Annotated in this window: 16 protein-coding genes; 9 read left to right on the forward strand and 7 right to left on the reverse strand. The window is 59.1% G+C overall.

The features are described 5' to 3' along the window. The first annotated feature begins 41 nt into the window (after positions 1–41). Both RBB62_RS02985 and RBB62_RS02990 read left to right on the forward strand, forming a co-directional pair. Positions 42–2,036 carry a vWA domain-containing protein gene (locus RBB62_RS02985; protein ID WP_309396869.1) on the forward strand — a complete coding sequence of 665 codons (1,995 nt, stop codon included), beginning with the start codon at positions 42–44 and terminating at the stop codon, positions 2,034–2,036. Then, the gene (locus RBB62_RS02990; protein WP_309396871.1) at positions 1,943–5,308 is read left to right on the forward strand and encodes a DUF4175 family protein; all 3,366 of its coding nucleotides are present in this window, start codon (positions 1,943–1,945) and stop codon (positions 5,306–5,308) included. Before RBB62_RS02985 ends, RBB62_RS02990 begins: the two co-directional genes overlap by 94 nt. 513 nt (positions 5,309–5,821) lie before the next feature. Here RBB62_RS02990 and RBB62_RS02995 read toward each other — a convergent pair. Beyond that, positions 5,822–6,070, reverse strand: a complete 249-nt coding sequence (locus RBB62_RS02995; RefSeq protein ID WP_309396873.1) for a hypothetical protein — start codon at positions 6,068–6,070, stop codon at positions 5,822–5,824. A 333-nt stretch (positions 6,071–6,403) separates the two neighbouring features. Continuing rightward, positions 6,404–8,185, reverse strand: coding sequence for a SulP family inorganic anion transporter (locus RBB62_RS03000; RefSeq protein WP_309396875.1), 1,782 nt, complete (start codon positions 8,183–8,185; stop codon positions 6,404–6,406). 137 nt (positions 8,186–8,322) lie between these two features. Here RBB62_RS03000 and RBB62_RS03005 point away from each other — a divergent pair, with 137 nt between their 5' ends. Next, positions 8,323–9,960: a fumarate hydratase gene (locus tag RBB62_RS03005; RefSeq protein ID WP_309396877.1), complete on the forward strand. Its 1,638-nt coding sequence runs from the start codon at positions 8,323–8,325 to the stop codon at positions 9,958–9,960. 193 nt (positions 9,961–10,153) lie between these two features. Here the strand turns inward: RBB62_RS03005 and RBB62_RS03010 are convergent, their stop codons facing one another. The 4 genes from RBB62_RS03010 to RBB62_RS03025 all read right to left on the reverse strand — a co-directional run bounded on the left by RBB62_RS03010 (position 10,154) and on the right by RBB62_RS03025 (position 13,944). Next, positions 10,154–10,858: a lipid-binding SYLF domain-containing protein gene (locus RBB62_RS03010; RefSeq protein ID WP_309396879.1), complete on the reverse strand. Its 705-nt coding sequence runs from the start codon at positions 10,856–10,858 to the stop codon at positions 10,154–10,156. A 91-nt stretch (positions 10,859–10,949) separates the two neighbouring features. Continuing rightward, positions 10,950–11,624, reverse strand: coding sequence for a SanA/YdcF family protein (locus tag RBB62_RS03015; RefSeq protein ID WP_309396881.1), 675 nt, complete (start codon positions 11,622–11,624; stop codon positions 10,950–10,952). Continuing rightward, entirely contained in the window at positions 11,621–12,304 is a 684-nt protein-coding gene (locus RBB62_RS03020) for a lipid-binding SYLF domain-containing protein (protein ID WP_309396883.1), read from the reverse strand. Before RBB62_RS03020 ends, RBB62_RS03015 begins: the two co-directional genes overlap by 4 nt. Before the next feature lie 89 nt (positions 12,305–12,393). Next, on the reverse strand, positions 12,394–13,944 hold the full coding sequence (locus RBB62_RS03025) for an NAD(P)H-binding protein (RefSeq protein ID WP_309396885.1): 1,551 nt from the start codon (positions 13,942–13,944) through the stop codon (positions 12,394–12,396). Between the two features lie 162 nt (positions 13,945–14,106). On the opposite strand from RBB62_RS03025, the gene RBB62_RS03030 reads away from it, so the two are divergent. The 4 genes from RBB62_RS03030 to RBB62_RS03045 all read left to right on the forward strand — a co-directional run bounded on the left by RBB62_RS03030 (position 14,107) and on the right by RBB62_RS03045 (position 21,376). After that, positions 14,107–14,547 carry a hypothetical protein gene (locus tag RBB62_RS03030; RefSeq protein ID WP_309396887.1) on the forward strand — a complete coding sequence of 147 codons (441 nt, stop codon included), beginning with the start codon at positions 14,107–14,109 and terminating at the stop codon, positions 14,545–14,547. 203 nt (positions 14,548–14,750) lie between these two features. Next, positions 14,751–17,894: a hypothetical protein gene (locus tag RBB62_RS03035; RefSeq protein WP_309396889.1), complete on the forward strand. Its 3,144-nt coding sequence runs from the start codon at positions 14,751–14,753 to the stop codon at positions 17,892–17,894. Beyond that, positions 17,891–19,525 carry an SWIM zinc finger family protein gene (locus RBB62_RS03040; RefSeq protein WP_309396891.1) on the forward strand — a complete coding sequence of 545 codons (1,635 nt, stop codon included), beginning with the start codon at positions 17,891–17,893 and terminating at the stop codon, positions 19,523–19,525. Before RBB62_RS03035 ends, RBB62_RS03040 begins: the two co-directional genes overlap by 4 nt. A gap of 255 nt (positions 19,526–19,780) precedes the next feature. After that, positions 19,781–21,376, forward strand: a complete 1,596-nt coding sequence (locus RBB62_RS03045) for a reverse transcriptase family protein (RefSeq protein WP_309396892.1) — start codon at positions 19,781–19,783, stop codon at positions 21,374–21,376. Positions 21,377–21,397: 21 nt separating this feature from the next. Here RBB62_RS03045 and RBB62_RS03050 read toward each other — a convergent pair whose 3' ends face one another. Next, entirely contained in the window at positions 21,398–22,033 is a 636-nt protein-coding gene (locus RBB62_RS03050; RefSeq protein ID WP_309396894.1) for a hypothetical protein, read from the reverse strand. Between the two features lie 242 nt (positions 22,034–22,275). Here RBB62_RS03050 and RBB62_RS03055 point away from each other — a divergent pair, with 242 nt between their 5' ends. Together RBB62_RS03055 and RBB62_RS03060 are read left to right on the forward strand one after the other, a co-directional pair. Beyond that, the gene (locus RBB62_RS03055; protein WP_309396896.1) at positions 22,276–22,917 is read left to right on the forward strand and encodes a DUF2760 domain-containing protein; all 642 of its coding nucleotides are present in this window, start codon (positions 22,276–22,278) and stop codon (positions 22,915–22,917) included. A 49-nt stretch (positions 22,918–22,966) separates the two neighbouring features. After that, on the forward strand, positions 22,967–24,805 hold the full coding sequence (locus RBB62_RS03060) for an Hsp70 family protein (protein ID WP_309396898.1): 1,839 nt from the start codon (positions 22,967–22,969) through the stop codon (positions 24,803–24,805). The last annotated feature ends 26 nt before the right edge of the window (positions 24,806–24,831 follow it).

Genomic DNA, 24,831 nt, shown 5'->3' on the forward strand with positions numbered 1-24,831 from the left:
ACTTCAACACCTCCACCCTTCAGCACCTCAACACCTAACGAATGCTAACCTTCGGATCACCAGCTTTTCTTTGGGCGCTTGCGGCACTCGCGGCGCCGGTGATCGTGCACCTGATCAACCGGGAGCGCGCGGTGGTGCTGAAGTTTCCGTCGATTCGCTACATCGAGCAATCCCGCCTGCCGCAGCAGGGCCGCCGCCGCTTGCGCGATTGGCTGCTGCTGCTCTTGCGTCTGCTCGTTTATGCCGCGGTGATCCTCGTGCTCGCGAATCCGCGTTGGGTGGACGAAGGCACCGCCGCGCCAGTCGATCCCGAAACGCCGGTCGTGATGTTGGTCGTCGACGCTTCGGCGAGCATGAGCCATCGCGGTACGTTTAATTACACCCGCGACGCCTTGCAGCAATACGTCGACAGCCTACCCGTCGGCGCGGAGATCGGCCTCGTTGTTTACGACGACCAAGTCCGCGCCGCGCTCGAGCCCACGACCGACCGCAGTGCGATCATGGATGCCTGGCGCGAATCGGAGGCCAGCTTAGACCGCGCGGGCAAGCCGTCGCTCGGCGTGGCCGAGGCCGTCCGTTTGCTGGATGGCCGGGCAGGCGAGGTTTACGTGTTGTCTGATTTTCAATCATCCGACTGGCAACAGGTCGGCGCGCCGCGCTTGCCTGATGGCTCGACGCTGGAGCTCGTTTCCGTGCGCCCCGATCCGTGGAACAACGTCGGCATCCAGTGGGTGAAGCCGTTCCCGAAGCGCGACGGCAGCCTCCGTTTGTTTGTGCGCGTGCGCAATGACAACGCCGAGCCCGTGCCCGTGCGCCTGAGCATGGCGCTGCCGCCGGTCCAAAAAGAAGTCACGCTCGAGCCGCATAAAAGCGAGCTCGTCACGATCGACATTCCCGCCGAAAGCAACGTCGCCGGTCCGCAAGCCGCCGAGCTAACGCTGGCCGTCGTCACCGACGAATCCCACCCCGCGAGTAACCCCTACGCGGGCGACGATACCTACCACTTCTGGCTCGGCGAGCCGACCGCGACCGTCGTTGGCGCGTTGCTTCCGCTCGATGTCGAGCCTGGCAAACTACGAGAGGCAAACTTTGTGGCGCGCGCGTTGGAAGTCGGCGAAAGCTCCAACAGCGGGCAGTTTGACTTCATGGCGGTCAACGGCGAAGACCCGAATTGGATCGACCAGATGGACGCGATTTACCTGCCCGGCACCGGCGCGTATTTCGATGCGCCGATGTGGGAGCAGATGAAAGCCTTTGTCGAAAAAGGCGGTGTGCTCTTCGTGACGCCCGGCAAGAACGCGCCCCGCATGTTTCGCGGTATGCGTGAGGGCGGCATCAGCCAGACGGCCTACGTGGGCAAGCCCCGCCGCGCGCGCAACGAGGCCACGACTTACCGCATTGGCGAGCTGCCGGCCGACGGCGCCTTGGCCAAAGTCTTTGACGAAGATGCCCGCGAGGACCTTTACCTGACGGACATTTACGAGCACTGGCAGGTCAAGCCCGGTGCCGGCGCCGAGGTGCTGCTGGAGTCAGAAAACGGCGCGCCACTCCTCATTCGCGAGCGCATCGGCAAGGGCTCGGTGGTGATCAGCGCGCTGGAATTCGACCCCGCCTATACGGACCTGCCGCTGCGCAATTCCTTCGTGCCGGTCCTCTGGGAAACGCTCGGCGAGTCAATGGCGGCCAACGACGGCACGCCGAATCTCGATGTCGGCGAAAGCGTGCCGGCGGACGCGATTTCCGGCGAAGCCGAGGCGGTCAGCACGTCGACGCCGGGCGTGGTCTTTGCCAATGGCGAAGCTTACTCGGTGAATATTTCGCGGGCAGAATCCATCGCGCAGGGCGCGGTGTTGGCCGACTTGCGTGCGCGGCTGCTTGGTGAAACGACTGGCCCGCAACTCGCCGCATCCACGAACCCCGACGCCGAGCCGGGCCAACCCTTATGGCCTTGGCTGGCCGCGTTGGCGCTGCTAGCCTGCATCCTCGAAACCGCGCTCACGGGCCGGTTGGAAAACGCTACGGAGGTGACCGCTTGAATCCAGGCCCTGAATTTTTCGAACGGCTCAAGCTGCAGCGCGGCGCGCTTTTGTGGCTGCTGTTGATCGTGCTCGCGTTTTCGTTTTTGGGCGCCTTCAGCCTGGCGGTGCTTGTGGCCAATGCGCTCAACGGGATCGACCCGTGGCAGGAGTCCAGCGCGTTCAAGCTCGTGCTCGCGCTCACAGTTTTGTGCCTCTCGGCCTACCTGCTGGCGCTGGCCTACTCGGTCATGCGGCGTCCGGGGCTCGTCACACTTGCGCGCTTGGTGGAGGATACGCATCCCGAGCTACAGGAGAGTTTGTCCACCGCAGTGGAAATCCAGCAGCAGCACGGCGGCCCGCGCAATGCCTTGGAGGCGGCGCTGTTTAACTCCGTCGAAACGCGCACGACCGAGATTAATTTCCGTACGGCCACGCTGCCCCGGCGGCTGCATCCACTGATGGTGCTGGGGCTGGTGATCGGCTCGTTTATCCTGTCCAACTGGGCCCGCGAATCTGCACTCATGGTCAAGGCGCAGTATTATTTGTATGACTTGCGAACGGGTGAAAACTCGGGACTTGTGGTGGTGCCGGGGACGGTTGATGCGCCCAGCGCGACCGATCTCGACATCGCGGCCACGGTCAACCGTTGGCATTTAGAGGCGACGATCGATGTGCGTCAGGGCGGTCAGGTGGAGAGCTATCCGATGGCGCTGGTAGGAGAGCGCGAATTTGCCTTCACCGCCTATGCTTTGCAGGACAGCTTTGACTACCGCGTGCGTACGCCTTCGCTTCAGTCTGAGTGGTTCACCGTCACGGTGTATGACCCGCCGGAGATCGATGGTGTGGAGATCAACGTCACGCCGCCGACTTACACTGGCGAGGAGCCTCTGCAATTCAGCCAACTGCTCGACTTGTTTGCGCCCGAGGGCAGCGAGGTGAAATTTGCCCTGCAAACCAAGGAAGGCATCGAGACTTGGCTGCGCATCGGCGACGAGGAAATCCCGTTCGACGGCGAAGTGGCAATCACCGCCACGGAGACGACGGAGTATCAGTTTCGCCTAAACAATCGTGAGGGGCGCGAGGCTGTCACCGAAAGCTACGTGCTCGAAGTGAAGCCCGACGAGCCGCCGATGGTCGCGATGATCGAGCCCGCCAGTGACACCCAGGCCGAGCTCGACGAGATTGTGCCGCTCGAAGTTTACGCGGCGGATGACTACGGCCTGAGCCGCATCGAAATCGAGCTGTCCGTGTCCGGCTTGCCGCGCATGCCGATCCAGGTCTTTACGGCGCAGGGCGGGGAATTTCCGCTGGAGCAGAATTCGCTGCCGGTCATCGAGGTGGCGAAGCTGGGCGTGGAGTTTGGCGACGTCATCACCTACTTTGCCAAGGCGTGGGATAACCGCGAGCCAGCGCCTCAGGTGAGCCGCTCGGAAATTTACTTCATCGAAGTGGTCGAGTCCGTCGATGGGCCGGAGAAGGAGGAGCAGGAAAACGCTGGCGGCGAAGGCGGTGGCGAGAGCGAGCAAGACGTCGACCTCCGCGCAATCATCACCGAGCTCAAGCGCCTCATCCGCCTGGGCTACCGTGCCGACGCTGAGCAGGGCGAGCGCCGCACGCTGGGTAGCCAGGAGCTGGGCGCCGCCTTGGGCAAGACTGCCACCGAGTCCAATAATATTCTGGCCAACGTGGGTGCGATTCTCGGCACGGTGGACGAGGGTAAGCCTTACGAAATGTTCCTCGATGCGATTTATAAAATGGTCGAAGCCGAGGAGTTTGCCAACGCCAACGAACCGGGCGAAGCCATCATCCCGATGCAGGAGTCGATGTCGCTCCTCATCCGGTTGGAGAAATATTTGCAGGCGCTCTTCCCGCCCCAGCAGCAGTCGGGTGGCGGCGGCGGTGGCCCGGGGCAACCCTCTTCAGGGCAGGGGCAAGGCGAAAGCGAGGAGTCCGGCGAGGGCGAGAGCGGCATGTCGATTTCCGAGATGCAAAAAGCGCTCGAAGAAATGAATCGCCTCGCGGATGAGCAGGCCGCAATGAATCGCCGTTTCGACCGCTCTAACACCTTGGGCGATTCCGAACGCCAGGAGCTTCAGCAAATGCAGCAGGACATTGCCAATGACGTGAAGAGCCTCACGAATGAGCTTAGCCGTCTGCGGCAGGGTACGGATGTGCGCGATGCGATGCGGGGCGCGGAAGGCCAGATGGGCCAGGCCGCTGGTGCCGCCGGGCAGGGGAATAGCAGCCGGGCGGGACGCTCGGGCGCGCGGGCGCGACAAGGCTTGGTGGACGCCGCAGGCTTGCTCGATGAGCGCATCCGCAAGCAGGCTACTGCCGCGATTTCGGGTTTGGCGCAGCAGGCTGAAAAGCTTTCCCAGGGCCAGGGCGCGGCTGCGGCGGACAGCCGGGGCGCCGCAACGGGCAATGTGGACGCCGAACGCAAGGATGCGTTGAAAGAACAACAGCGTGCCCTGAACGAGCAATGGGCGGATTTGCGGCAGGAAATGCAGCAACTGACCGGCGATTTAAACAAGGTTTTCCCTGAGGCTGCGCAGGCCTTGGACCAAGTCGCCCGACAGGCGCGTGACCAGAGTATCGACCGCAATATGTCCCGCGCCGCCAATGCGCTGCTCTATGGGCGATTTGGCCGCGCCGCCGGTTCGCAGGATGCCGCTGCGGAGGGGCTCGCCGAAATATCCAAGCAGCTTGATGCCGCCGCTGGCACCTTACCCGGCATGTCTCCGGGTGAGCTGCGCCAATTACTGGAGCGTGTGGCCCAGGCCCGCAACGAGCTGGGCCAGCAAGGTCAAGATGGGCAGGATGGCCAGGGCGAAGGCGAGTCCGGCAAGGCCCAAGGCGAGGGGCAGGGCAAAAGTGAAGGACAGACGGGCGACGGCCAGCAACCCGGCGAATCCGGTCAAGCCAAGGGCGCGGGCCAAAGCCCGGGTGAGGGCGAGTCGGGGCAGGATGCGCAGTCCACCGCGGATTCGCGTTTTGGCAGCCTCGGTGATTCTATTTCAGATGCCGGCCGCGCGCTACAGGACCAGAATCTGGTCGAGCTGGGCTCCGAGTTGAATGCGGCCAAGCATGGTGAAGGTGCCAGTGGTGGTCCGTCCGCCGCGTCGGTGCTCGATGCCACGGCGCGCACGTTGCAGGAATATTTGCTCAAGGAAATTGGCGAGCAGCGCATGCGCTTCCGTCAGGAAGGTGGTCCACCGCCCGAAAAATACCGGGAACTCGTCGAAGAATACTTCCGCGATCTGGCCGAAGAACCCAGCCAATCCCAATAGCCAGCGTCCCGCTGGATCGGTAGATTTTTGCACGGCAAAAATGCGGTGAGGCAGCATGTTAAGGCGTAGAGGCAAGGCGGCGTAGAGGCAGCGTGTTGAGGTGTCGGGAAGCATGTTGAGGTGACGAGGCAAGGCGACGTTGAGGCATTGTGTGTGCGTAGAGGCGGCGGTTGTGTGACCAGATCGAGGAGTCGATGAAATGCCGCTGAAAATGTGCATGGGATTGCGTTTTCGCGTGTGTAAGTCGTTGATGCTCAGCGTGAGTTAATCGTGAGAGCTACTGACTATTAAAATGCTCGGGTGTTCACTTTTTGGTTGGCGAATGAGGACGGGTAGTATAGTGTTTTATTGATCACTTAATCGGCTACTCGCGTTGCCTCTCTGCCGGAACGCGAAGCTTCAGCGAGTGTCTATGCTGCCTCCTGGCTGAGCGCTCATTCAACGTATGCACTCGCTGAAGCTTCGCGCTCCACCACTCCAACTCGCAACTCCCCAACTTACACATCTACACACTTATGAACCTCCCGAGCCAACACCTCCCGCCTTAGCCAGCACGCAGAAGGTATCCCAGTCGACGCCATGCGGGGGCATTCGCTCCGCGGGCGTTGCTGCGCCGCGCAAACGGGCCCATTCGCTGACTGTCTTGGTGACAGCAAGCAGCCAACCGACGCCCAATGTTTGCGCGATCCGCACTTCGCCCGACGGACTATGCCAGTCTGCCCAGCGCCGCGTCGACGTGTGAGCCGTTGCCCGCCCGTGCATCGTAATTCCACGACCCGGCGACGTTCCAGCCGGTGGCCCCTGAGCCGCCTGCGCCCCACCTGCGCCTCGTTGACGGCGAGCGGGCGGGTCGGGCAGTGTTCTTTGAAAATGAAAAATGCGGGTTTACCCCCCCCCCGGCCCCCTGCAGGCCCTTGTGCGGTTCTGGAGCGTAAAAAGAGTAATGTGAAAAAGGAAAACGTGCCCGTGGGCTAATTAGCGATATGGAGTGCGCCAGAGGGTCTGAGAGTGTGGTGGTTCTCAATCGCGTGATTGTGAGCCTGCGTGTGCTGCGGTGGACTTTTTTCTTTAGCCTCCCCGTGTGGACGCGGGCAGCTACTTCTTATCGGCGGCGAAGATGGTGATGTCGGCCGTGTCGATGCCGGTGAGGTCCTTGGCGCGCTTGAGAGCGTCGCGGGTCGAGACGTTGGGATTTCCGGGTGAGTAGCGGAAGAAGTTTTCCTGCCCAAGCTGGTTCATCAGCCCAGACTGGCGGAAGACGCGCTCGATATCCTCATGGGCGCCGCTGACGAGGATTTCGCAGCCCTTGTCGCGCGCCAGGGTGATGAGCTGTTGCAGGCTCATGGCCACGGTGGCGTCGAGGTGGTAGGCGTTGCGCAAGCGCAGAATGATGGCCTTCTGGGTGGGGTGTTCCGCGAGGCGGCGCACCTGTTCCAGGAAGAGGTCGCTGGAGGCGAAAAAGAGGTCGCCTTCCACGTGGACAATAGCGATTTCCGGGCGCTCGTGCTGGAATTCTTTTTCGACGAGCTCACCGGTGTCGGCAAAGGAAATTTCCTTCAGGCCGGGACGGGCCGCCTTGCGGATAAAGAACATCATCGAAGCCGCCGCGCCGAGGTAAATCGCGCTGTCGAGCGGGAGCACGAGGCCGCCGCCAAACGTTGCCAGAAAGACCGCGGCATCGCTCTTGGTCGTCTTGAGCATCAGCTTGATGTGGTCGTTATTGATGAGCGAAATACCCACCGTGATGACGAGCGCCGCCAGCGCCGGGCGGGGGATGTATTGGATCATGCCGCCTAGAAGGAACAGCCCGCCAATGAGCAGCGCGCCACTGAAAATGCTGGAAAGCGCCGTCTTCGCGCCGGATCGGTAGTTGAGCACGGAGCGAGTCAGCGAGCCGGAAACGGTCATGCCCGAGCCAAAAGCGCAGACCATGTTGGCCGCCCCCATGCTGAGCATTTGCTGGTTGAGATCGATGCGGTCGCCGGCCTGCGCAGCCAGCGTCTTGGCAATGGAGGAGCTTTCCAAAAGCGACAGGAAGGCGATCGCCATAGCGGCGTTGGCCAGCGTGTTGAGCTCGTTCCAATTAAAGTGCGGGATCGAGAGCGGCCAGTCTTTGGCGTTGACCGGAGCCAGCATTTCCACGCCCAGTCCGGCAGGCTTCAGCGCCGCCGTCAGCGCGCCCATGATGATCAGCGTGATGGCGACCGTGGGCATGCCCGGGAAGCGTTTTTTCAGAACCTTCGCCAGCGCGTAATAAACCACCAGGGTCAACGTGCCGACACCGATGGCATGCCAGTTGGTCGTCGAGGCCCAGTCCGCTTCGACAAGGCCGATGATGAAATTCCAAAATGCCTCCGCAAACGTCCCTGCCCGCGGCACATGCAGCCCAAATACCGTCTTGAGCTGGTTGACGATGATCAGGCACGCCGCCGCCGTGATGTAGCCGATCACCACCGCCCGCGAAATGTATTGGGTGATCGTGGCGACCTTCAGGAAGGAACCGACGATCATGAATAGCCCCACCAGCACCAGCAGGAATGGGAGTACGAGCATGGATTGCTCCGGCGAATAGCCTAGCGTGAGGAATGTGGACAGCAGCATGACCGCCGTGGCGTTCGTCGGCCCGAGCATCACAAAGCGCGAACTCGCCAGGAATGGGCCGGTGATCGACGCCAGCGACGAACAGAAAATCCCGATCTGCACCGGCAAGCCTGCGATCAGGGCATAGGCCATTCCCTGAGGGAAATCCAGCAGGGCGACATTGATGGCGGCGCTGAAGTCAGCCTTAGCCTTCTTCAGGTTGTAATCTTTCAGCGTCTTACGCAGTGGAAACAAATCAAGCCCCAGCGTGCGCCACCATTGACGTATGCCCCTCATCTGTCCAGATTGAGAACCTCTCCCCACTTGGGGACAAGCGAGAAATGCTTTTGAATTAGAGAAACTATATTCGTTAACGCTTTGACATTAGTATTTCTACGCCTAACTTGCTTGTTTGCTTTAACCAACGACGACCAATGCCGACACCGGAATTCCACTATCAGGATGTTCTCCCCTTGGGTGAGGACACAACCCAATATCGCCTGCTGACCAAAGAGGGCGTCTCCGTGACCGAATTTGAAGGTAAGGAGATCCTCAAAGTCACTCCCGAAGCGCTGACCTATCTGGCACGCGAGGCAATGAAAGATATTTCGTTCAAGCTTCGCCCTGCGCACCTCCAGCAGGTCGCCGCGATCCTCAAGGACGAAGACGCCAGCGAAAACGACCGCATGGTCGCGCTGACCCTGTTGCGCAATGCGGAAGTCGCCGCGCACGGCATTTTGCCGTTCTGTCAGGATACCGGCACGGCCACCATCATGGGCAAGAAAGGCCAGAACGTCTGGACCGGAGCCAACGACGCCGAGGCGCTGAGCAAGGGCGTTTACGAGACTTACACGCAGGAAAATCTGCGCTACTCGCAGACTGCTCCGCTGGATATGTTTAAGGAGAAGAACACCGGCTGCAACCTCCCCGCGCAGATCGATCTCTACGCCACCGAAGGCAGCGCTTACAAGTTCCTCTTTGTCGCCAAGGGCGGCGGCTCGGCTAACAAGACTTTCCTCTATCAGAAGACCAAGGCTGTGCTCAACCCGAAGGCCTTGGAAGCATTCTGCATCGAGGCTATGGCGTCGCTCGGCACCGCCGCTTGCCCGCCGTATCACCTTACCTTTGTCATCGGCGGCACCTCCGCAGAGACCTGCCTGAAGACGGTCAAGATGGCGTCGACCAAATACCTCGACGCGCTGCCCACCGAAGGCAACGACCACGGGCAAGGCTTCCGGGACTTGGAGTTCGAGCAACTCCTCCTCCAGCGCGCCCGCGAGAGCGGTATTGGCGCTCAGTTTGGCGGCAAATACTTTGCGCTCGATGTGCGTGTAGTGCGCCTGCCGCGTCACGGCGCATCGTGCCCAATCGGCATCGGCGTATCGTGTTCGGCCGACCGCAACGCCAAGGCCAAGATCACCAAAGACGGCATCTTCCTCGAACAGCTCGAAGAGAATCCCGGCCAATACATCCCCGACGAGATGCGTCAGATCAACGACGCCGACCAGGCCGTGAAGATCGACCTCAACCAGCCGATGAAAGACATCTTGGCCACGTTGACCCAGCATCCCGTCACGACCCGCCTGTCGCTCTCCGGCACGATCGTGGTTGCGCGTGACATTGCCCACGCCAAGCTGCAAGAGCGCATTGACTCTGGCGAAGGGCTGCCCGACTACATTAAGAATCACCCAGTCTATTACGCGGGCCCGGCCAAGACGCCGACCGGCTTTGCCTCGGGTTCGTTTGGGCCGACCACCGCTGGCCGCATGGATAGCTATGTGGGTCCGTTCCAGGCAGAAGGTGGCTCGATGGTGATGATTGCCAAGGGCAACCGCAGCAAGCAAGTGACGGACGCCTGCCACGAGCACGGCGGCTTCTACTTGGGCTCCATTGGCGGCCCGGCGGCGATCCTCGCGCAGAACAACATTAAGAAGGTCGAAGTCCTCGAATACCCGGAACTCGGCATGGAAGCGGTGTGGAAGATCGAAGTCGAAGATTTCCCTGCCTTCATCCTCGTCGACGACAAGGGCAACGACTTCTTCCAGCAAATCAAAGGCTGCGCCGCCTGCTAGCAAAGCGCAGCTTTGCAAACCCGATGCTGCGCATCGTGATGGCCAGCGTCCCGCTGGACCGGTTGATTTGCACTTTGTGCAAATGCGTATTCTGGAGGGACTACTGTTTAACCCAACAAAAAGCGTCGTCCGATTGGACGACGCTTTGTTGTGCAAAGTTACTTTCCGACGCAAAGCATCGTAGTGGCGTTGCTTATTTGTCGGACTTGGGTGCTTGGTAGGAGTAGTCACGCAGGAGGAGAGTCAGTGACTCGGCTGCCTTGGGCATGGGAACTCGGCTACCAAGAATCCACGCGGTTGTGATGTCGTCCTTATCGTAAAGCTCGGCGTTGAACTTTTGGTTTGGTTGAATGAGGCCGCCACTCACGGCTACGCCCACATCAAGACCCTTGGTTGTTTCATAGATGAGGATGTCTGCCTTGGGCATGGTGTTCGCTCCGAGGGATGCGCCTGTTGGGCCGGCGATGACTTCCATGCCGACGCCCCAGTTGATCTTCGGGTCGTCGAGGATGCCTTCAGCTTCGTGGTTCATCAATACGGCGATGAGGTCCATTTCACTGGCTCCGATTTGGAGGCCGAGGCTACCGGATGCCACGGTGTAGAATGCGGGTGGGCTCCAGCTTTCGATGTTGTTTTTGAAAGCGATGCCAGCGCCTTCACTCGCGCCAAGAATGATGCCGCCGCGGGTGATGCGGAAGATCATGATGGCGTCTGCTTCCTTGAGCACTTCGTCAGGGATACGCTTCTTCGGATTGGCCTGATTCTTTTCAAAAATCTTGGTGGCTTCGGTGATGAATGTCTCCAGTTGTTCGTCGGTGGCGCTGGCGGTGTCTTCTGCTTGAGCAACGCTCATGAGAAGGCTTGCGGCGAGCGCGGCAATGGTGAGTTTTACTTTCATAGCTGTTTGTCTGTGTAGGTTTCATGGAATCAGCGTTGTGCCAGATTCGCATTGAAAGAGGTTTTACGTGGCAATTGCATTCCCAGAAAATTTAATCGGCAGTCGCCAGGTAGATTTCCTTGCCGAGATACTTGGGTTCCGTGCCGAGCACTTTGCAGTCGAGCACGGCTTTAACGCGGGCCAGCTCTTCGCGGACTTTGGTTTTCATGCCGAAGGCAAAATTGACGTCTCTCGCGGCGAAGCCCGTTGCATTCAGGTCGTGCTCTTGCGCCAGGTAAAGCGCACGCTCTACGTGGAAGGCCTGCGAAATGATCATGACTTCATTGCAGCCGAAAATTTCCTTGGCGCGCACCACGGAGTCCAGCGTGCGCAGCCCGGCGTAATCTCGGGCAATCGAGTCGGCCGGCACCCCGCGTTTGATCAGCGCCAGTTTCATGGCGGTGCTCTCATCGTAGAGCGGCGTTGGGTTCGCTCCACTGACGAGCAGGCGCTCGATTTTGCCCGCATGGTAAAGCGCGGCTGCGGCGTCCATGCGGTACTCGAAGTAAAGGTTGGGGCGGCCATCGGACAGCTCAGGGTTCGCGCCCAGAACTAAGCCGACTTCGCTCACTGCGGCTTGCGCAACCTCCGTTTGCACGCGGCCACCGGCAGCTTGGTTGACGGCATGGCGAGCGTAGAAGATGAGCGACAGTGCGGCAATGGCGCCGAGGCCTCCGACAATGAACATCCGCTTGGCGTAGCGTTTTAGCGCGGTGCGATCAATCACTCGTCACCTTTCGTCATGATGGCGTCTAGCTGGTCGTAAAGATCCTTGGTGATGGGGGGCGCTGGGACCTCGCCGCTGATGATTTGGTTCACCTTTACGATGTTGCTGTAAACTTGGTTGTTCAGGTCGATGTCAAGTTTCACGTAAACCCCGCCCACGGTGGCGCCGGCAAATGCGCCGTCGGTCAGCGCGTAAATGTAGATGTCGGACTTGGGCAGCTTGTCGTTGGCAGCTGCGGCGTGGTCAGGTCCGGCGGTCGCGCTGGCTTTCGCATCGAGCTCTACTTTGTCGCCGGTAAAGGAGAGGATCGCGGCATCCGTATTAAGCACGTAAACATACTGCACGGTTTCAACGCCGAGCTGTAGGCCGAGTGAGCCGCCGCCGGTGTCAAAGGCGGAGGGCGCCGACCAACCCTCGTCAGTCTTGGCGATGACAATGCCTTCGCCTTTTTGACCGCCGATGCCGATGCCGCCGCGCGTAACGCTGGCGATGGCCAAGCCCTTGCAGTCTTGCAGTACTACGGCTGGAATGGATTTTTTCGAGGCCTGCATTAAGTTGACGGTTGATTCGGCTTTGACGATTAACTCGTCCATCGCCTTGGGCTCAGGGCCTTTAGGGCCGTCCGCATAGGCGGAAGCAATTAATGAAAACGCAAGCAGTGTGGTGGTAATGGGCTTCATAGTGGTTAAAGTAAGTTATTGTATGAATGGATTAGACGTAAGCAAAAAAGCAAGCCATGCCGAGGTTTTCCGCGATTGTATTAGCAGGTTTAGTCTTGGATTAGCGGAGCTTCTGATGGCTCGGGCATGGAAACGCCGGCCTTGGCTTGCTTCCATAAATAACGGGCAAACGCCTGCATGACGAAGTAGTGCACGACAGCCTGCGAGCATTCATAAAACCACCACGGAAGGCGCGGGGCAAAGCCATGAATTGCGGCGATGAGGCAGAAGTTTTCCGGGAAGATGCGAAACTCGAATCGGCCTGGTGGGTCGACTTGTCGCGCGAGGAACCCGCCCGAGATATAAAACGCGCGTCGCCGACCGCCGCCCCGGGTGTAAGGCGTTGGCGTGAGCTCCAGCAGCTTGAGTTTGAAGCCGGGCAACTGCAGCATGAATTGAAGCATGTTGGACTCATCACGCTGCACGTTGATCAGATGGATGGACTTATCCGTGAGCCATTGGCCGTAGACTTGCGCAATGTAAGGCGCATCCCAACCGGAGGGCAGGGGCATGCGTTGAACGGACCTTACCCGCCGTGCGTTTTTAATGAGCTTGTCATCGGTGGCCTGGGTGAGGCTGCGTGGGTTGGGCAGCGGCGCGCCACTCTTATCGACCGCGCTGCGCAGGGATTCTTCGAAAGTTATCGCGGACGGCTTGATCTTGTCGAGCAGCGGATTGTCCTTGGCGTGCAAACTGTGGCGTAGGCTTTCGAGCAGCGGGTTGACAAGTTGGGAGGAAACCCCGCTCAGCGCAGACACCCATTGCCGCGACAGGGCAAACCAATTGACCGGCAAATCGATGGCCAACGGATCACGGCCCAGAACTTTCGCCGTGCGCAAAATCATGTCGCGGTAGGTCATCGGTTCATGGCCGCCGAGGTCGTAGGTGCCGTCCCAGAACTTCGGGTCTTCCATCGCGAAATCAAAGGCGCGTATGGCATCACGGATGTCGATGGACTGCGTTTCTGAATACGTCCATTTCGGCATCAGCATGATGGGCAGGCGGCGCACGAGATTGATCAACATGCGCAGCGATGAACCGCCCGGGCCGATGATCAGGCCGGCGCGCAATACCGTAACGGGCACCCCGCGACTGCGCAGCACGTGCTCCACTTCCTGACGACTGCGCAGGTGGGGCGATAGGTAATCATCGTCCGGGATCAGCCCGCCGAGATACATGATGTGCTTCACGCCAGCTGCTTCCGCGGCTCGGGCAAAGTTATCCGCCAGCAGGAGGTCGAGGTCTTCAAATTTCGCCTGCACCAAACGGCTCGATGGCAACATGGAGTGAACGAGGTAGATCGCATAGTCCGCGCCTTCCATGGCTTCTTCCACGCGGGGGAGCGAGTAGAGATCGCACAGGCGCCACTCGGTGTTGTCGCGCGTTTCGCCCTGGTTCACAATGGCCTCGGAGCGCGTTAACGCACGCCAGCGATAGCGTTCGGCCAGCGCAATGCGCAGGCTCGCGCCGACAAAGCCACTGGCCCCGGCGAGCACCACGAGTGGTTGCTCATCCGGCTTGCGCGCGGGAGGCGTTTCCGCATCCGGGGCAAAGTCCTGCACCACGCTGCGCGCGTAATCATTGGCAGTAGCCTCGGCCATAAACTCGATAAGTTAGCTTGTGGGCTGCCAGTGGTCAATGCAGCATCCGGAAATTCGCTAATGACCATTAAAAGAGTGCATCAGCGGATAAATTGTCATAGCCCTTTGCATATGGGAAAGGGGTCTGCAGTTGGAATCGGCTTGGCCGTCGCGTTTTTTTGGATGATCATTCAGTTTGCCGTTTGCGAGGCCACCTATCGCATTGGCATGGCAATGGATGAATTCGGCAGCGGCTCTGGTGAGCTGTTTTACGATGTCAGTAATGCGGTTTCCTGGCCGGCTGTCATCTTATACGAAATGGAGGATGCGCAAGAAAATATCCGCGCCTTGCGCGAATACCCGGCTGAGACGCTGCCCGACGAAGACGGCAAGCCCGTAAACTTGAAGGAGCTGGCCAACAAGATCGAAGCCGATAACAGCGATTTTGACTCGTTGGATCTGGCTTACTCACTGCTGAGCGAGCAGGAAATCTACCCCGAAGTCCCCATTGCGACAGAATACCTGATTTACGGCGGGGTCTGCTTGATCTGGGGCGTGGTGATGGGCTCGCTGACGACCTTCCTGATCCTCGTCAACCGCGAGCGGAATTATTCAGCAGGCTGATTGGCTTCATTTGTAAGCTTCAATCAGTGAACCATCAGCATCTGAAGTCCTCGCTTGGTTCTCGATGCGTCTAACAGGTTACGTTTATGCGTCCTTTTTTGGGGTAAAAGTTTATAGGTTTGGTTTCAGGGCTTGACCTTGTTGAATTGCGCCGCAGCTTCAGCCCTGTGCGACTCGTTGAACAGGTTACCCTTTACACCCGAATGGGGGGTGCAGTTCAGTTGTTTCAGATCGACCTGTGCGACAACGGTGATGGCAAATACGTGGTCAATTACCGTTGGGGCAAGCTGGATACTATCTACAAAGAGAGCTCGCGCACGGTGTTTCCCGTTGATCTGCCCGAGGCTCAGAAGATCTTCCACGCGGTCGTTGAGGAAAAGCTGGCTGCTGGTTATGTACATTCGGTGGATGGATTGGATTCCGGCGCTGCCAAGGCTTCGGCAGCGGGTGAAGCTGCGCCTACAACGCCGAACGGACCGGTTGTCGTTGCGCCGATGCCTGCCAGTGATCCGCGCGCCGAAACGGTATTGGGTCACTTACGTGGTGCAATCGATGGGCAACTGCCACGCAGCGGATGGAAGCTTTCGCGTGTGATTTGGCGCGCGGGTGAGCTCGGTCTTGCTGAGGCGGTGCCGTTGCTGCTGCGACTTGGCCTGAAGGGAGAAAATTTTCACGACTACTCGTTGCTGTGGGCGTTGGCGCGTTTGAAATCGACGGATGCTATATCGCTGTTTCGCGAAGTGTTTGGTGACGCCCATTTCCCGCAAGGTGAGCAACAGCGCGTTGCGGCTGAGGGCCTCATGCGCACGTTGCCCGAGGCCGAGCGTTTGGCCTTTGCGCAGCGATTGGTTAAGCGCTTGCCGGCCAAACTTCAGCCCGAGACGACTGACGGAACCGCCGAGCAATTTGCGGTGCAACTGGCGGAGGTTTGCCAACGTCATGGAGGGCTCTGCGACTTCATTTATGCCGCGTACTTGTTGAGCGAAGTTCATCCGCATGTGCTCGCAGGGATGGTGCTTTTTTGTCGGCAGACTCCGCTGCGACCGAACCTGTTCAAGCCAATACGCTGGCTGTTTAAGGCGGCGGAATTGCGTTGCGACTCTGAGCTGTTCGCAGTGCTGAGTTATCGCTTTGAAACGTCGTATCACAACTACAGCACGCCTTACTGGGGTGACTCGGTTTACCACGAAGGGCAATTGATTCGCAAGGCGAGCAAAGAGCTGCAAAAATCGGACAGCCGACTGGCCTACTCTGATAAAACACGCACCGCATTTCGCCGTCGTTCGGCACGGAGCATTCTGCGGGCAGGAGACGCTGGTAGTTCGGATTATGTAGCGATGGCAGCTGCGCTTTTACTGCAATATGACGACTCGGTCGACGGTGGTAGGCCTTACTCCAGCAGTTACTTTGACTACAGTGGTGGCTGGCGGAATCGGGTCGAAATCTCGACTCACTACGATACCTATTCGGGGCAACTGGCTTTCAACCATATCCTCTACGCGAACAGCCCGCGCTACGAGCTTGCGGCTAATCGCCTCAAGTGGAAATGTCGGGCAGGATATCAGCCTGGCCAACCTGCGCCCGATGAGCGTGAGGAAGCATTTCCCGAACTTTGGGATCAGGTGCCGGACACGGTGATTCATCTGCTCGCGCAATCGCGCTGCGTCCGGGTCCACGAATTTGCCGTGCGCGTTTTTCGCGCCAACATGGAGACCTTTGCGCCGCGCGTGAAAGTTGCAGACCTGGTTGGTTGGCTCGCTCGCGAAAGTGAGCTGACGCAAGCGCTGGCGCTCGACATCGCCGCCGCACAATACGACCCTGATAAGCCCTCTTACGAGCTCGTGCTGGCGCTGCTGGATTGCGAGCTCGACCGTGCGCGCGAAACTGCCCTCGACTGGGTGCGCGCTCAGCCAGGGAAGTTCCTGCCCGAAATCATGTTTGCCGCCGCTTTGCTCACTTCGAGCTACGATGATGTGCGCGGCGCGACACGGGAATTGCTTCAGCCGGACTTGCTGAGCGATTCCGCATGGGATATTGTTTTGGCGCGGGTGGTGTCTATCCTGATTCAAGCCGTGGGCGAGGAGGGCCTCGAGGCGCGCATTGAGACGGTGCGCGAAACGCTGGCTGCGGTGGCGGGCCCAGCCATCGGGAGAATGCCCTTCAGCGTAATTGAGGATTTGCTGCGTCAGCCAGATGCGGTTTACCACGTGCTTGCCGCGCAATTCTTGCATGCGCGTCCGGATGGCCCTGCGACGTATCCCGCAGGCACATTGACGCTGCTCATCGAGTCAGCCTCGCCAATTGCTCGCCGCCTTGGCACGGAGCTCTTTGCGCGCTTTACGGACAAGGAGTTGGCCGAGCGCCAAGACGTTGTTGCCAGCCTTTGCCTTTCGCAGCACCCGGAAATCCGCGATGCGGTGCAAGCCGTGGTAGCACGCTTGGCGGCGCGCTACCCAGACTTTGGAGGTGACTTGCTGGAGCGGTATTATCCGTTGCTGTTGCGCCGCGAATCCACCCCCGGCCTGCACGATGATCTCCTCCGCCTGATCCGAGCGCACCTGTTGCCATTCATGGCACGCGTGCCGGCAGGCTACGCCTTGCGCATGCTCCGCTGTCCCTATCTTGCGGGTAAGGAATTGGGCTGGGAAGTACTGCTACAGTACGGCGGGCTAGACGCTTTGACTATGCGAGAGCGCGTCGAGCTAGGTGGCAATGACGTGCAGCGCGTGCGCACGGCGGTGTGTCATTGGATTGACGGCAACGCTGCACGCGTCATCGAGGAGCTGGCTGAGGCGGTGCGCATCGTGGACGCCAAGTGGGACGACACGCAGCAGTTTGCGATGGATTGGTTTCGCAACAATGTGTCTGAGGCGGAGTGGTCGCCGGAGATCCTCGTTAGCCTTTGCGACAGCAATACGCCCAAGGTGCAGGCTTATGGCAAAGAGTTGATCACGCGGTACTTTAGGAGTGAAGACGGCCCGCGCTATTTGCTACAGTTGAGCCAGCATTCGGCCGCGAACATGCAGATCTTCGCCGTCAATTATCTCGAGAAATATGCTGCCGGAAATGTGGTGCGGCTGGCTGAGTTGGAAGGCTTTTTCGTGACCTTGCTCGCGATGATTGACCAAGGGCGTATTGCCAAGACGCGGACATTTGCGTTCCTCCAGCGCGAGGGAGAAGCCAGCCGGGAGTCGGCGGAAATTGTGCTGCGTATCCTCGGGCGTCACTCCGCGACGATGTCCGTGCTGGATAAGGCTGCGTGCATCATGGCGATGGCTTCGCTGCAAGCCGCGCATGATGGGCTGGAGTCGCCTTTGACGTTGCTTGAAACGGAGGTCGCCCGATGAAGTTCGACTATCAATACCACGGTTCGTCCTCGGTCTCCAACAGCGCCTCAGGCACTGGGATGAACTTCGTGCCCGATGCCACACGCGAGCCGACTTTTTTCCGCGGTGAGCTGTCGCACAAGCTGCCGTTCCGCGAAGCGATTTCTGCGCTGCACGATGTGGTGGTGTCGGACTTGCGCTGGAATCCGAAAGGCCGCGAAGACTACAAGGCATGGGCCAAAGAGCAGGAGGATATTTGGCTGGCCGAAGCCTTGGCTGAGGGACAGCAGGCTCAGGCGCGCATGAACGAAGTGCATGAGCGCATTGGCGAGCTCAACAAGCAACGTGCGGCGGTGCTGCGTCCGTTTTACGATGCGCGGCAGAAGTATTATAGCCACCTTTACCGAGTGAACAAGGATTGGTGGTTTGTGCTCGATCCCGTGATCACGGTGCACCCAGACTGCGTGTTTTTCGAGTGCTTCAGTCAGGATGAGTCGACCTACGGCCGCTTGGCTTGCAAATATGATGTCTTCCAAAACGTGGGCGAGTTTGCCTGTGGTACAACGAACATCGATTACTCGGATTCGCTCTATCAGGAGTTTCAAAAAATCCGTGGTTACAAGGCGACGCAGTTCGCGATCGATCCCAGTGGCTTCGAAGCGAAGACGGAGGGCGAAGATGCCTACAAGGAAGTCAAAATCGATCTGCCCGATAGCTGGGTGCGCGGCTTCCTGCAAGTAAGCTCTGCGATGACGCTCCCCGCGGCGATCTTTGAGCTGCACCCGATGGACGTGCATAATATTTGCTTCGTGTTGCGTCGTCACAAGGAGAAGCTGGGCCCGCGCTCGCTACGGTTTATCCTCAAGCCCGGGCAGCCGGTCACGCTACGCTTTGACCCGTGGAACTATGAGGTGCGCTGCCCGCGCTCGATCTACCACGGCAGTGAAGAGACCGAAGTGCGCATTTGGGGGCGCCGCCGTTTGTTGACTTTGCAGCGGCTTGTGCCGGTCGCGAAGCGCTTCACTGTGCGCTTGCTGGGATATGGCATGCCGTCCTTTTTTGAGGCCGATCTCGGTAACATGATTTACACGCTGGGTATCTCGGGCTGGACCGCCAATGACTGGTCGCACATGGGCAATTTCGACCTCATGGCACCGCGCAAGGATGTGGATCAATACACGACTGACCGCGTTTACGAAGGGCTCAAGGCTACATGGTTTGCCTCGGCGGATGACTTGGCGTCGCGCCTGGGCTTGGAGCGGGATGTGGTGCTTGGCGCGTTGTCGCTGCTTACGCAAGCTGGGCGGGTTATCTTCGATGCTCACGAGGGTGTTTACCGTGTGCGTGAACTGAGTCGCGAGCCTCTGACGCAGGAACAATATCGCTACGCCAATGAGCGCGAAGCGCGGGCCAACGAGTTGGTGGCCGCTGGCGCAGCGCAGGTTTGGGTGGAAGACCAGCAAGGCCGGAAGGCGATGAAGGGGCGCACTAACTTTGGTGGTCGTGTGCACGAAACGAAGCTCACCATCGATGCCGATGAGCGCATCGTGGTCGGGCAGTGTAGTTGTAATTTTTTTCAACAAAACGCATTGCGCAAAGGGCCGTGCGAGCACATGCTCGCCCTCCGTATTGCGCATCAGCGAAAGGCGTGATTCTTTGAAACTAATTTTAACAGAGGGAAGGTCCGCGAGCCTTTGCAATCCGAGCGGTGGATCGCCGTTCATGCATACAGCCTTGCGACGCATCACTGGTCCAATCGCGACTGTGCGAGCCCTGCCCACCTACCGCGTTTACAGTTCAAGCGCCGTGCGCTTAAACAGCGGTAGGTGGGCGGGCTCGCTGGAGTTGATCGGCCCAGTCCTGAGACTACGCGAAAGTCGCGGACCTTCCCCTGTTGCCTTTGTCGCATGATATTTAACCGACAGCCAGCTACACGGGAGGAGCTTTACCAGCGCATCCGCGAGAGCTCGAAAGACGAGGTCATCCGCCAGGAGATGATCCGTCTGGGCTATTGGTCGCCGGATGCGCCGGCGCCACAGCTCGCCAATGAATGGCTGGAGGAGCACGCGGCGCTGACCAAAGAACTGCAGGAGCTTTATCGCCGCACCGCGCGCATGCAAAACCGCGAGCAGCTTCTGGCCGATATCCGTAAAAAGCGCCTCGTAGAATCCCGCGAACGGCAGAGGGAAACTAAGTTGCGCCGTGAGGCCGAGCGCAAGGTCCGAGCCGAACGCTGGGCGCAAATGCAGGCCAAGGATGTTATCTATTTGGGTGAGGGTGTTTCGGGCGGCTTGTACGAGCGTCAAACGCGACCGGACTTGCTCGCGCAAAACGCATTACCGGTCTACCTGGATGCCGAGTCGTTGGCCATCGCCATGGGCATCAGCGTGGGGCAATTGCGGTTTTTATCCTTTCATCGGAAGGTCGCGAAGACGAGTCATTACCGCCGCTTCCTGCTGCCCAAGAAGTCCGGTGGCGTGCGCAAGATTTCCGCGCCGATGCCGCGCCTCAAACGCCTGCAATATTGGATACTACACACGCTGCTTTACCAACTCGATATCAGCGAGCAGGCGCATGGCTTCGTGCCCGAGCGATCGATCAAGACAAATGCTGAAGCCCACACCGGGCAGGATGTGGTCGTCAATATCGACTTCAAAGACTTTTTTCCGACAATCACTTATCCCCGGGTGAAGGGGCTCTTTGGCAAGTTGGGCTACTCGGAGCAGATCGCCACGATTTTCGCGTTGCTGTGCACTGAGCCGGAGATTCAGGAGGCGGAGATGGATGGCGAAAAGTGGTTCATTCAGCAGGCCGAACGCAAGCTGCCACAAGGCGCGCCGACGAGTCCCGCGATCACGAACATCATCTGCCGCCGTTTCGATCGACGCTTGCAAGGCGCTGCCCAAAAGCTGGGCTTTCACTTTTCACGCTACGCCGACGACTTGACGCTGTCCGCTTCGGGCGAGGCTGCCAAAGACCTCGGCCGCATGCTGTGGCAAACGCGCAAGATCATTGAGGAAGAAGGCTTCGTCTTCCATCCGGACAAGCTACGCATCATGCGTCGCGGCGTGCGTCAGGAGGCAACCGGCATCGTGGTCAACGAGAAGTTGGGCGTCGAGCGCCGCAAGGTGCGCGCATTCAAGGCGCTGTTGTTTCAGATCGAAAAGGACGGTCTGGAAGGCAAAACTTGGCAAGGGAACAGCGACAACCTGTTGGAGCGCATCACGGGCTACGCCGACTTCATCGCGATGGTGGATCCGGACAAGGGCAAACCGTTTCAAGCCCGTGTTGCCGCGATCTGTAAAGCCCAGCAATTCAAGCGCCGCCCGAAGCCAGAGCCCAAGCCAAAGATTCCGCCAGCCCCTCAGTTGACGAACCAGCCACCGCCACTACCGCATACTGCCGCGAAGCAAGCCGCAGAGCCGTCAACTTCCGCAAGCCCGCGTCGGGTCGTTCCGCATAAGAAGTCCTTCTGGGAGAAGCTGATGTTTTGGAAGGGGTAGTCGGATGAAAAGTCTAGCAGTCTATTGCATCGCGTATTCAGAGTCGTCGGGTAATGCTGGGCCTATCTTCTGAAAGTCACTGCAATACCAGTAGTGTTCTTCTGCGTCGGCTCCATGTTTGATGGGGCGTGTGAGCCACTCCATGAAACTTTTCGCTATTAACGGAAAACCTCCTCCGCCAACCCAGTCTTGGTAGTGCATGTTCATTATCCAGCCCAATCGGTCCGGGTGGAGGTCCATGCCCAATAGGTCCCCTCCGTCGGCAGAGCTATTTCCGATAAAAATACAATTGCGGAAATACTGAAATGGGTGCTCTGGTTCATCGTCTAGTTCTTCCTCAGAGCCTAGTAAATGTTCAACAACACTCTCTGAGCCCCAATATTCAGGATGATCGATGTGCCATCCATTGTTTAATTGCCAACTGTTTTCCCCTTCCGAGAAGATCCTTAGCTGGGCAATCTTACTTCGGAAATAAAGTGCGTCTTCCGGGAAGCGGTTGATCGTTTTGGAAGGCATTGGAATGAGTTCATCTCCGACTCGATACATTGGAGTGACTGTACCTGGATAGTCGATGACCGTTCCTTCGGGCAACGGCTTGACTAGGCAGGAAGGATGTTGAGACAGAAGTTCAAGGCATTGGTCAAGGGAGTCGTTCATACCAGTGATTCATGTCTAGCTTGATCCCATTGGAGGTGGCGAGCGATTTTAGGTAGAATGTTAGACAAAGAATACTCGGTTGTTTTTGAAAAGCCTCATTCTGTGAGTAATAAGGGTGAGTTACGGCGTGTTAACGGCATGCATAGCCTCTGTGTGCCAAATTGGCGCGAGAAAGGCTGGGATTCCCGGCTTGAGTTTCGGGAACATTTCGCCTTCATCGACTGACCACTTTTCCAAATACCATGAAAGCAATTTTCATCATCGGCGGCCTGCTGGTCGCGATTCTCAACGGCCTGACCTTCGTTCCAGACTTGGCGAAGCAGTCGGTGGCCTTCAATGCCCTGGCGATCATTGCCGGTGTCGGGCTGGCGCTGGCTGCCTTGGCAAAATTCCCGTCCGTAGCGTCCGCTGAGGCTGCGCCAGCGCCGGAACCTGAACCAGAGCCCAAGCCGGTCGTGGAATCCGCTCCCCCGCCTAAGGTGGAAAAGCCTGCCGAGCCGGATCATGCTGAGTTAGTGCAATTTCTGGGGCAATTGCAGGAGAAGGGCCGCTTCATCGATTTCGTGATGGATGACGTAACCGCTTACACGGACGCCCAAGTCGGCGCCGCCGCGCGCGTGGTCCATCAGGGTTGCCAAGGCGTGGTAAAAGAAACGCTGGCAATCGAGCCCGTCACGACGTCGGCGGAAAACGCCAGCATAACGCTGGAGCCAGGTTATGCCGTGGCGGATTACCGCCTCGTCGGCAAGGTCTCGGGCGAGCCACCTTACGCGGGAACTTTGCGTCACAAAGGTTGGCGCGCCACGTCGTTCAAGTTGCCCAAGGTGGTCGCCAAGGACGGCGCGTTGCCTCCCATCGCTCCGGCCCAAGTCGAGCTGAAGTAATCGTGTTGTTTGCCCCAGCATAAATTTGCCCCGCCAACGTCTACACACCATGAGCACCACACATTGTTTAGGAATTGATTTGGGCACGAGTAACTCGGCCATGACGCTGACCTCCATCGAGGCGCGCGAGCTGACAGTGCTGCCTATTGCCCAGGCCTTCGGCCCCAACAGCATCGGCGAACAACCGGGCTTACCATCCGCGCTTTACCTGCCAAACGACGGCGAGTTTGAGGCCGATGCCTTCAGCGTGCTAGGCATCGATGCGAGCCAGCCGGGCTTTGTGGGGCGCTTTGCGCGTGAGCATGGCGCGCAGGTTCCGGATCGCTTGGTGACGTCAGCCAAGAGCTGGCTGTGCCATAGCCAGATCGACCATCGTCAGCCTATTTTGCCCTGGGGGAGCACCAGCGTGCCCACCGAGCAGAAGCTGTCGCCGATCGCCGCATCTCAGCGTTACCTCGAAATGCTGAAGGCAAGCTTTGCATCGCAAAGTGAAACGCTGGGCGCCTCACTCGATGCAACACAAGTGGTGTTGACCGTGCCGGCGTCGTTCGACGAAGTGGCGCGTCAACTTACGCACGAATCGGCGCAAAGCGCTGGCCTGGGTGATGTGATTTTAATGGAAGAGCCGCAGGCTGCGTTTTACGCGTGGCTGGAGAAGATGGGCGGCGATTGGCGTAACCACGTGACTCCGGGCGACCTGGTGCTCGTGTGCGACGTCGGCGGCGGCACGTCGGACTTTAGCTTGATTGCGGTGTCTGACGAAGGCGGCGATTTGCAGCTCGAGCGCGTGAGTGTCGGCGAACATATTTTGCTGGGTGGCGACAACCTCGACCTTGCCTTGGCTTACGCCTTGCGCGCCCAAGTTGAAGCCGAGGGCAGCTCGATTGACGACTGGCAATTCCTGGCGTTGATCCATGCCGCGCGCGTCGGCAAGGAGCAGCTCTTTGAGGACCTGTCTCTCGCGGAAGTGCAGGTTGCTGTGCCGTCGCGCGGCTCGTCGTTGTTTGCGGGTAGCGTGAGCACGGCGCTGCGTCGTGAGCTGCTTGAGCAGATCGCGCTCGAAGGTTTTCTGCCGCTGACCGCGCCGACGGATATGCCCGTGACCCAAGCTGCTGGCGGCTTGAAGGAGTTTGGTCTTTCCTACGCTTCTGATCCGGTCTTGAGCAAGCACCTCGCGCGCTTCCTTAAGCGCAGCCTCGACAGCGTGCGCTCCAGTGAATCGCTTTCCGCGCTGTTGCCGGATAACGCATTGAGTGGCGAGTTGCTCGTGCCTTCGGCGATTCTTTTTAACGGCGGTTTCTTCAATGCCGACCCGGCGCGCGCCCGTGTCTTGGCGCTGCTGCGTTCTTGGGCGGGCGAGCGTGATGTGCGAGAGCTTGCGGGTAGTGACTATGCCTTGGCCGTGTCCTACGGCGCCTGTTATTACGGGCTGAACAAGTTGTCCGGCCAGGGCGTGCGCATCAAGGCAGGTGCCTCGCACAGTTACTACTTGGGCTTGGAAACGACAATGATGGCGATCCCCGGATTCAAGCCACCGGTGAAGGGTGTGTGCGTTGTGCCGCAGGGCATGGAAGAGGGAAGCGAAGCCGTGCTCGACGGGCAGGAGTTTGGCCTCGTGCTCGGGCAAGAGGTGAACTTTCGCTTCTTCAGCTCGACCGCGCGCGCGGGTGATGCAGTAGGCGCAGTTGTGCCGAACGCCGAAAAAGATTTGGAAGAAACCGCTTCCGTGCAAACGCAGCTTGAGCCAGTCGACGGGATGTCGGTTGGCGAAGCTATCCCGGTTAAGCTTCACTCCCGCGTGACTGAGCTCGGCGCGTTGGAGCTGTGGATGCAGCATACCCGCAGCGATGCTAAATGGAAGCTGGAGTTCTCCGTCCGCACGGCATAGTTTTCTTACCCGTATATTTTTGCTAA

It is taken from the genome of Cerasicoccus maritimus (assembly GCA_031296935.1).
Taxonomy (GTDB): domain Bacteria; phylum Verrucomicrobiota; class Verrucomicrobiia; order Opitutales; family Cerasicoccaceae; genus Cerasicoccus; species Cerasicoccus maritimus.

Excerpts from the sequence above, each read along its gene's own strand:
- RBB62_RS02985 (WP_309396869.1), top strand. The coding sequence starts at position 42 with ATGCTAACCTTCGGATCACCAGCTTTTCTTTGGGCGCTTGCGGCACTC.
- RBB62_RS02990 (WP_309396871.1), top strand. The coding sequence starts at position 1,943 with ATGGCCTTGGCTGGCCGCGTTGGCGCTGCTAGCCTGCATCCTCGAAAC.
- RBB62_RS02995 (WP_309396873.1), bottom strand. The coding sequence starts at position 6,070 with ATGCACGGGCGGGCAACGGCTCACACGTCGACGCGGCGCTGGGCAGAC.
- RBB62_RS03000 (WP_309396875.1), bottom strand. The coding sequence starts at position 8,185 with ATGAGGGGCATACGTCAATGGTGGCGCACGCTGGGGCTTGATTTGTTT.
- RBB62_RS03005 (WP_309396877.1), top strand. The coding sequence starts at position 8,323 with ATGCCGACACCGGAATTCCACTATCAGGATGTTCTCCCCTTGGGTGAG.
- RBB62_RS03010 (WP_309396879.1), bottom strand. The coding sequence starts at position 10,858 with ATGAAAGTAAAACTCACCATTGCCGCGCTCGCCGCAAGCCTTCTCATG.
- RBB62_RS03020 (WP_309396883.1), bottom strand. The coding sequence starts at position 12,304 with ATGAAGCCCATTACCACCACACTGCTTGCGTTTTCATTAATTGCTTCC.
- RBB62_RS03025 (WP_309396885.1), bottom strand. The coding sequence starts at position 13,944 with ATGGCCGAGGCTACTGCCAATGATTACGCGCGCAGCGTGGTGCAGGAC.
- RBB62_RS03030 (WP_309396887.1), top strand. The coding sequence starts at position 14,107 with ATGATCATTCAGTTTGCCGTTTGCGAGGCCACCTATCGCATTGGCATG.
- RBB62_RS03035 (WP_309396889.1), top strand. The coding sequence starts at position 14,751 with ATGGGGGGTGCAGTTCAGTTGTTTCAGATCGACCTGTGCGACAACGGT.
- RBB62_RS03040 (WP_309396891.1), top strand. The coding sequence starts at position 17,891 with ATGAAGTTCGACTATCAATACCACGGTTCGTCCTCGGTCTCCAACAGC.
- RBB62_RS03045 (WP_309396892.1), top strand. The coding sequence starts at position 19,781 with ATGATATTTAACCGACAGCCAGCTACACGGGAGGAGCTTTACCAGCGC.
- RBB62_RS03050 (WP_309396894.1), bottom strand. The coding sequence starts at position 22,033 with ATGAACGACTCCCTTGACCAATGCCTTGAACTTCTGTCTCAACATCCT.
- RBB62_RS03055 (WP_309396896.1), top strand. The coding sequence starts at position 22,276 with ATGAAAGCAATTTTCATCATCGGCGGCCTGCTGGTCGCGATTCTCAAC.
- RBB62_RS03060 (WP_309396898.1), top strand. The coding sequence starts at position 22,967 with ATGAGCACCACACATTGTTTAGGAATTGATTTGGGCACGAGTAACTCG.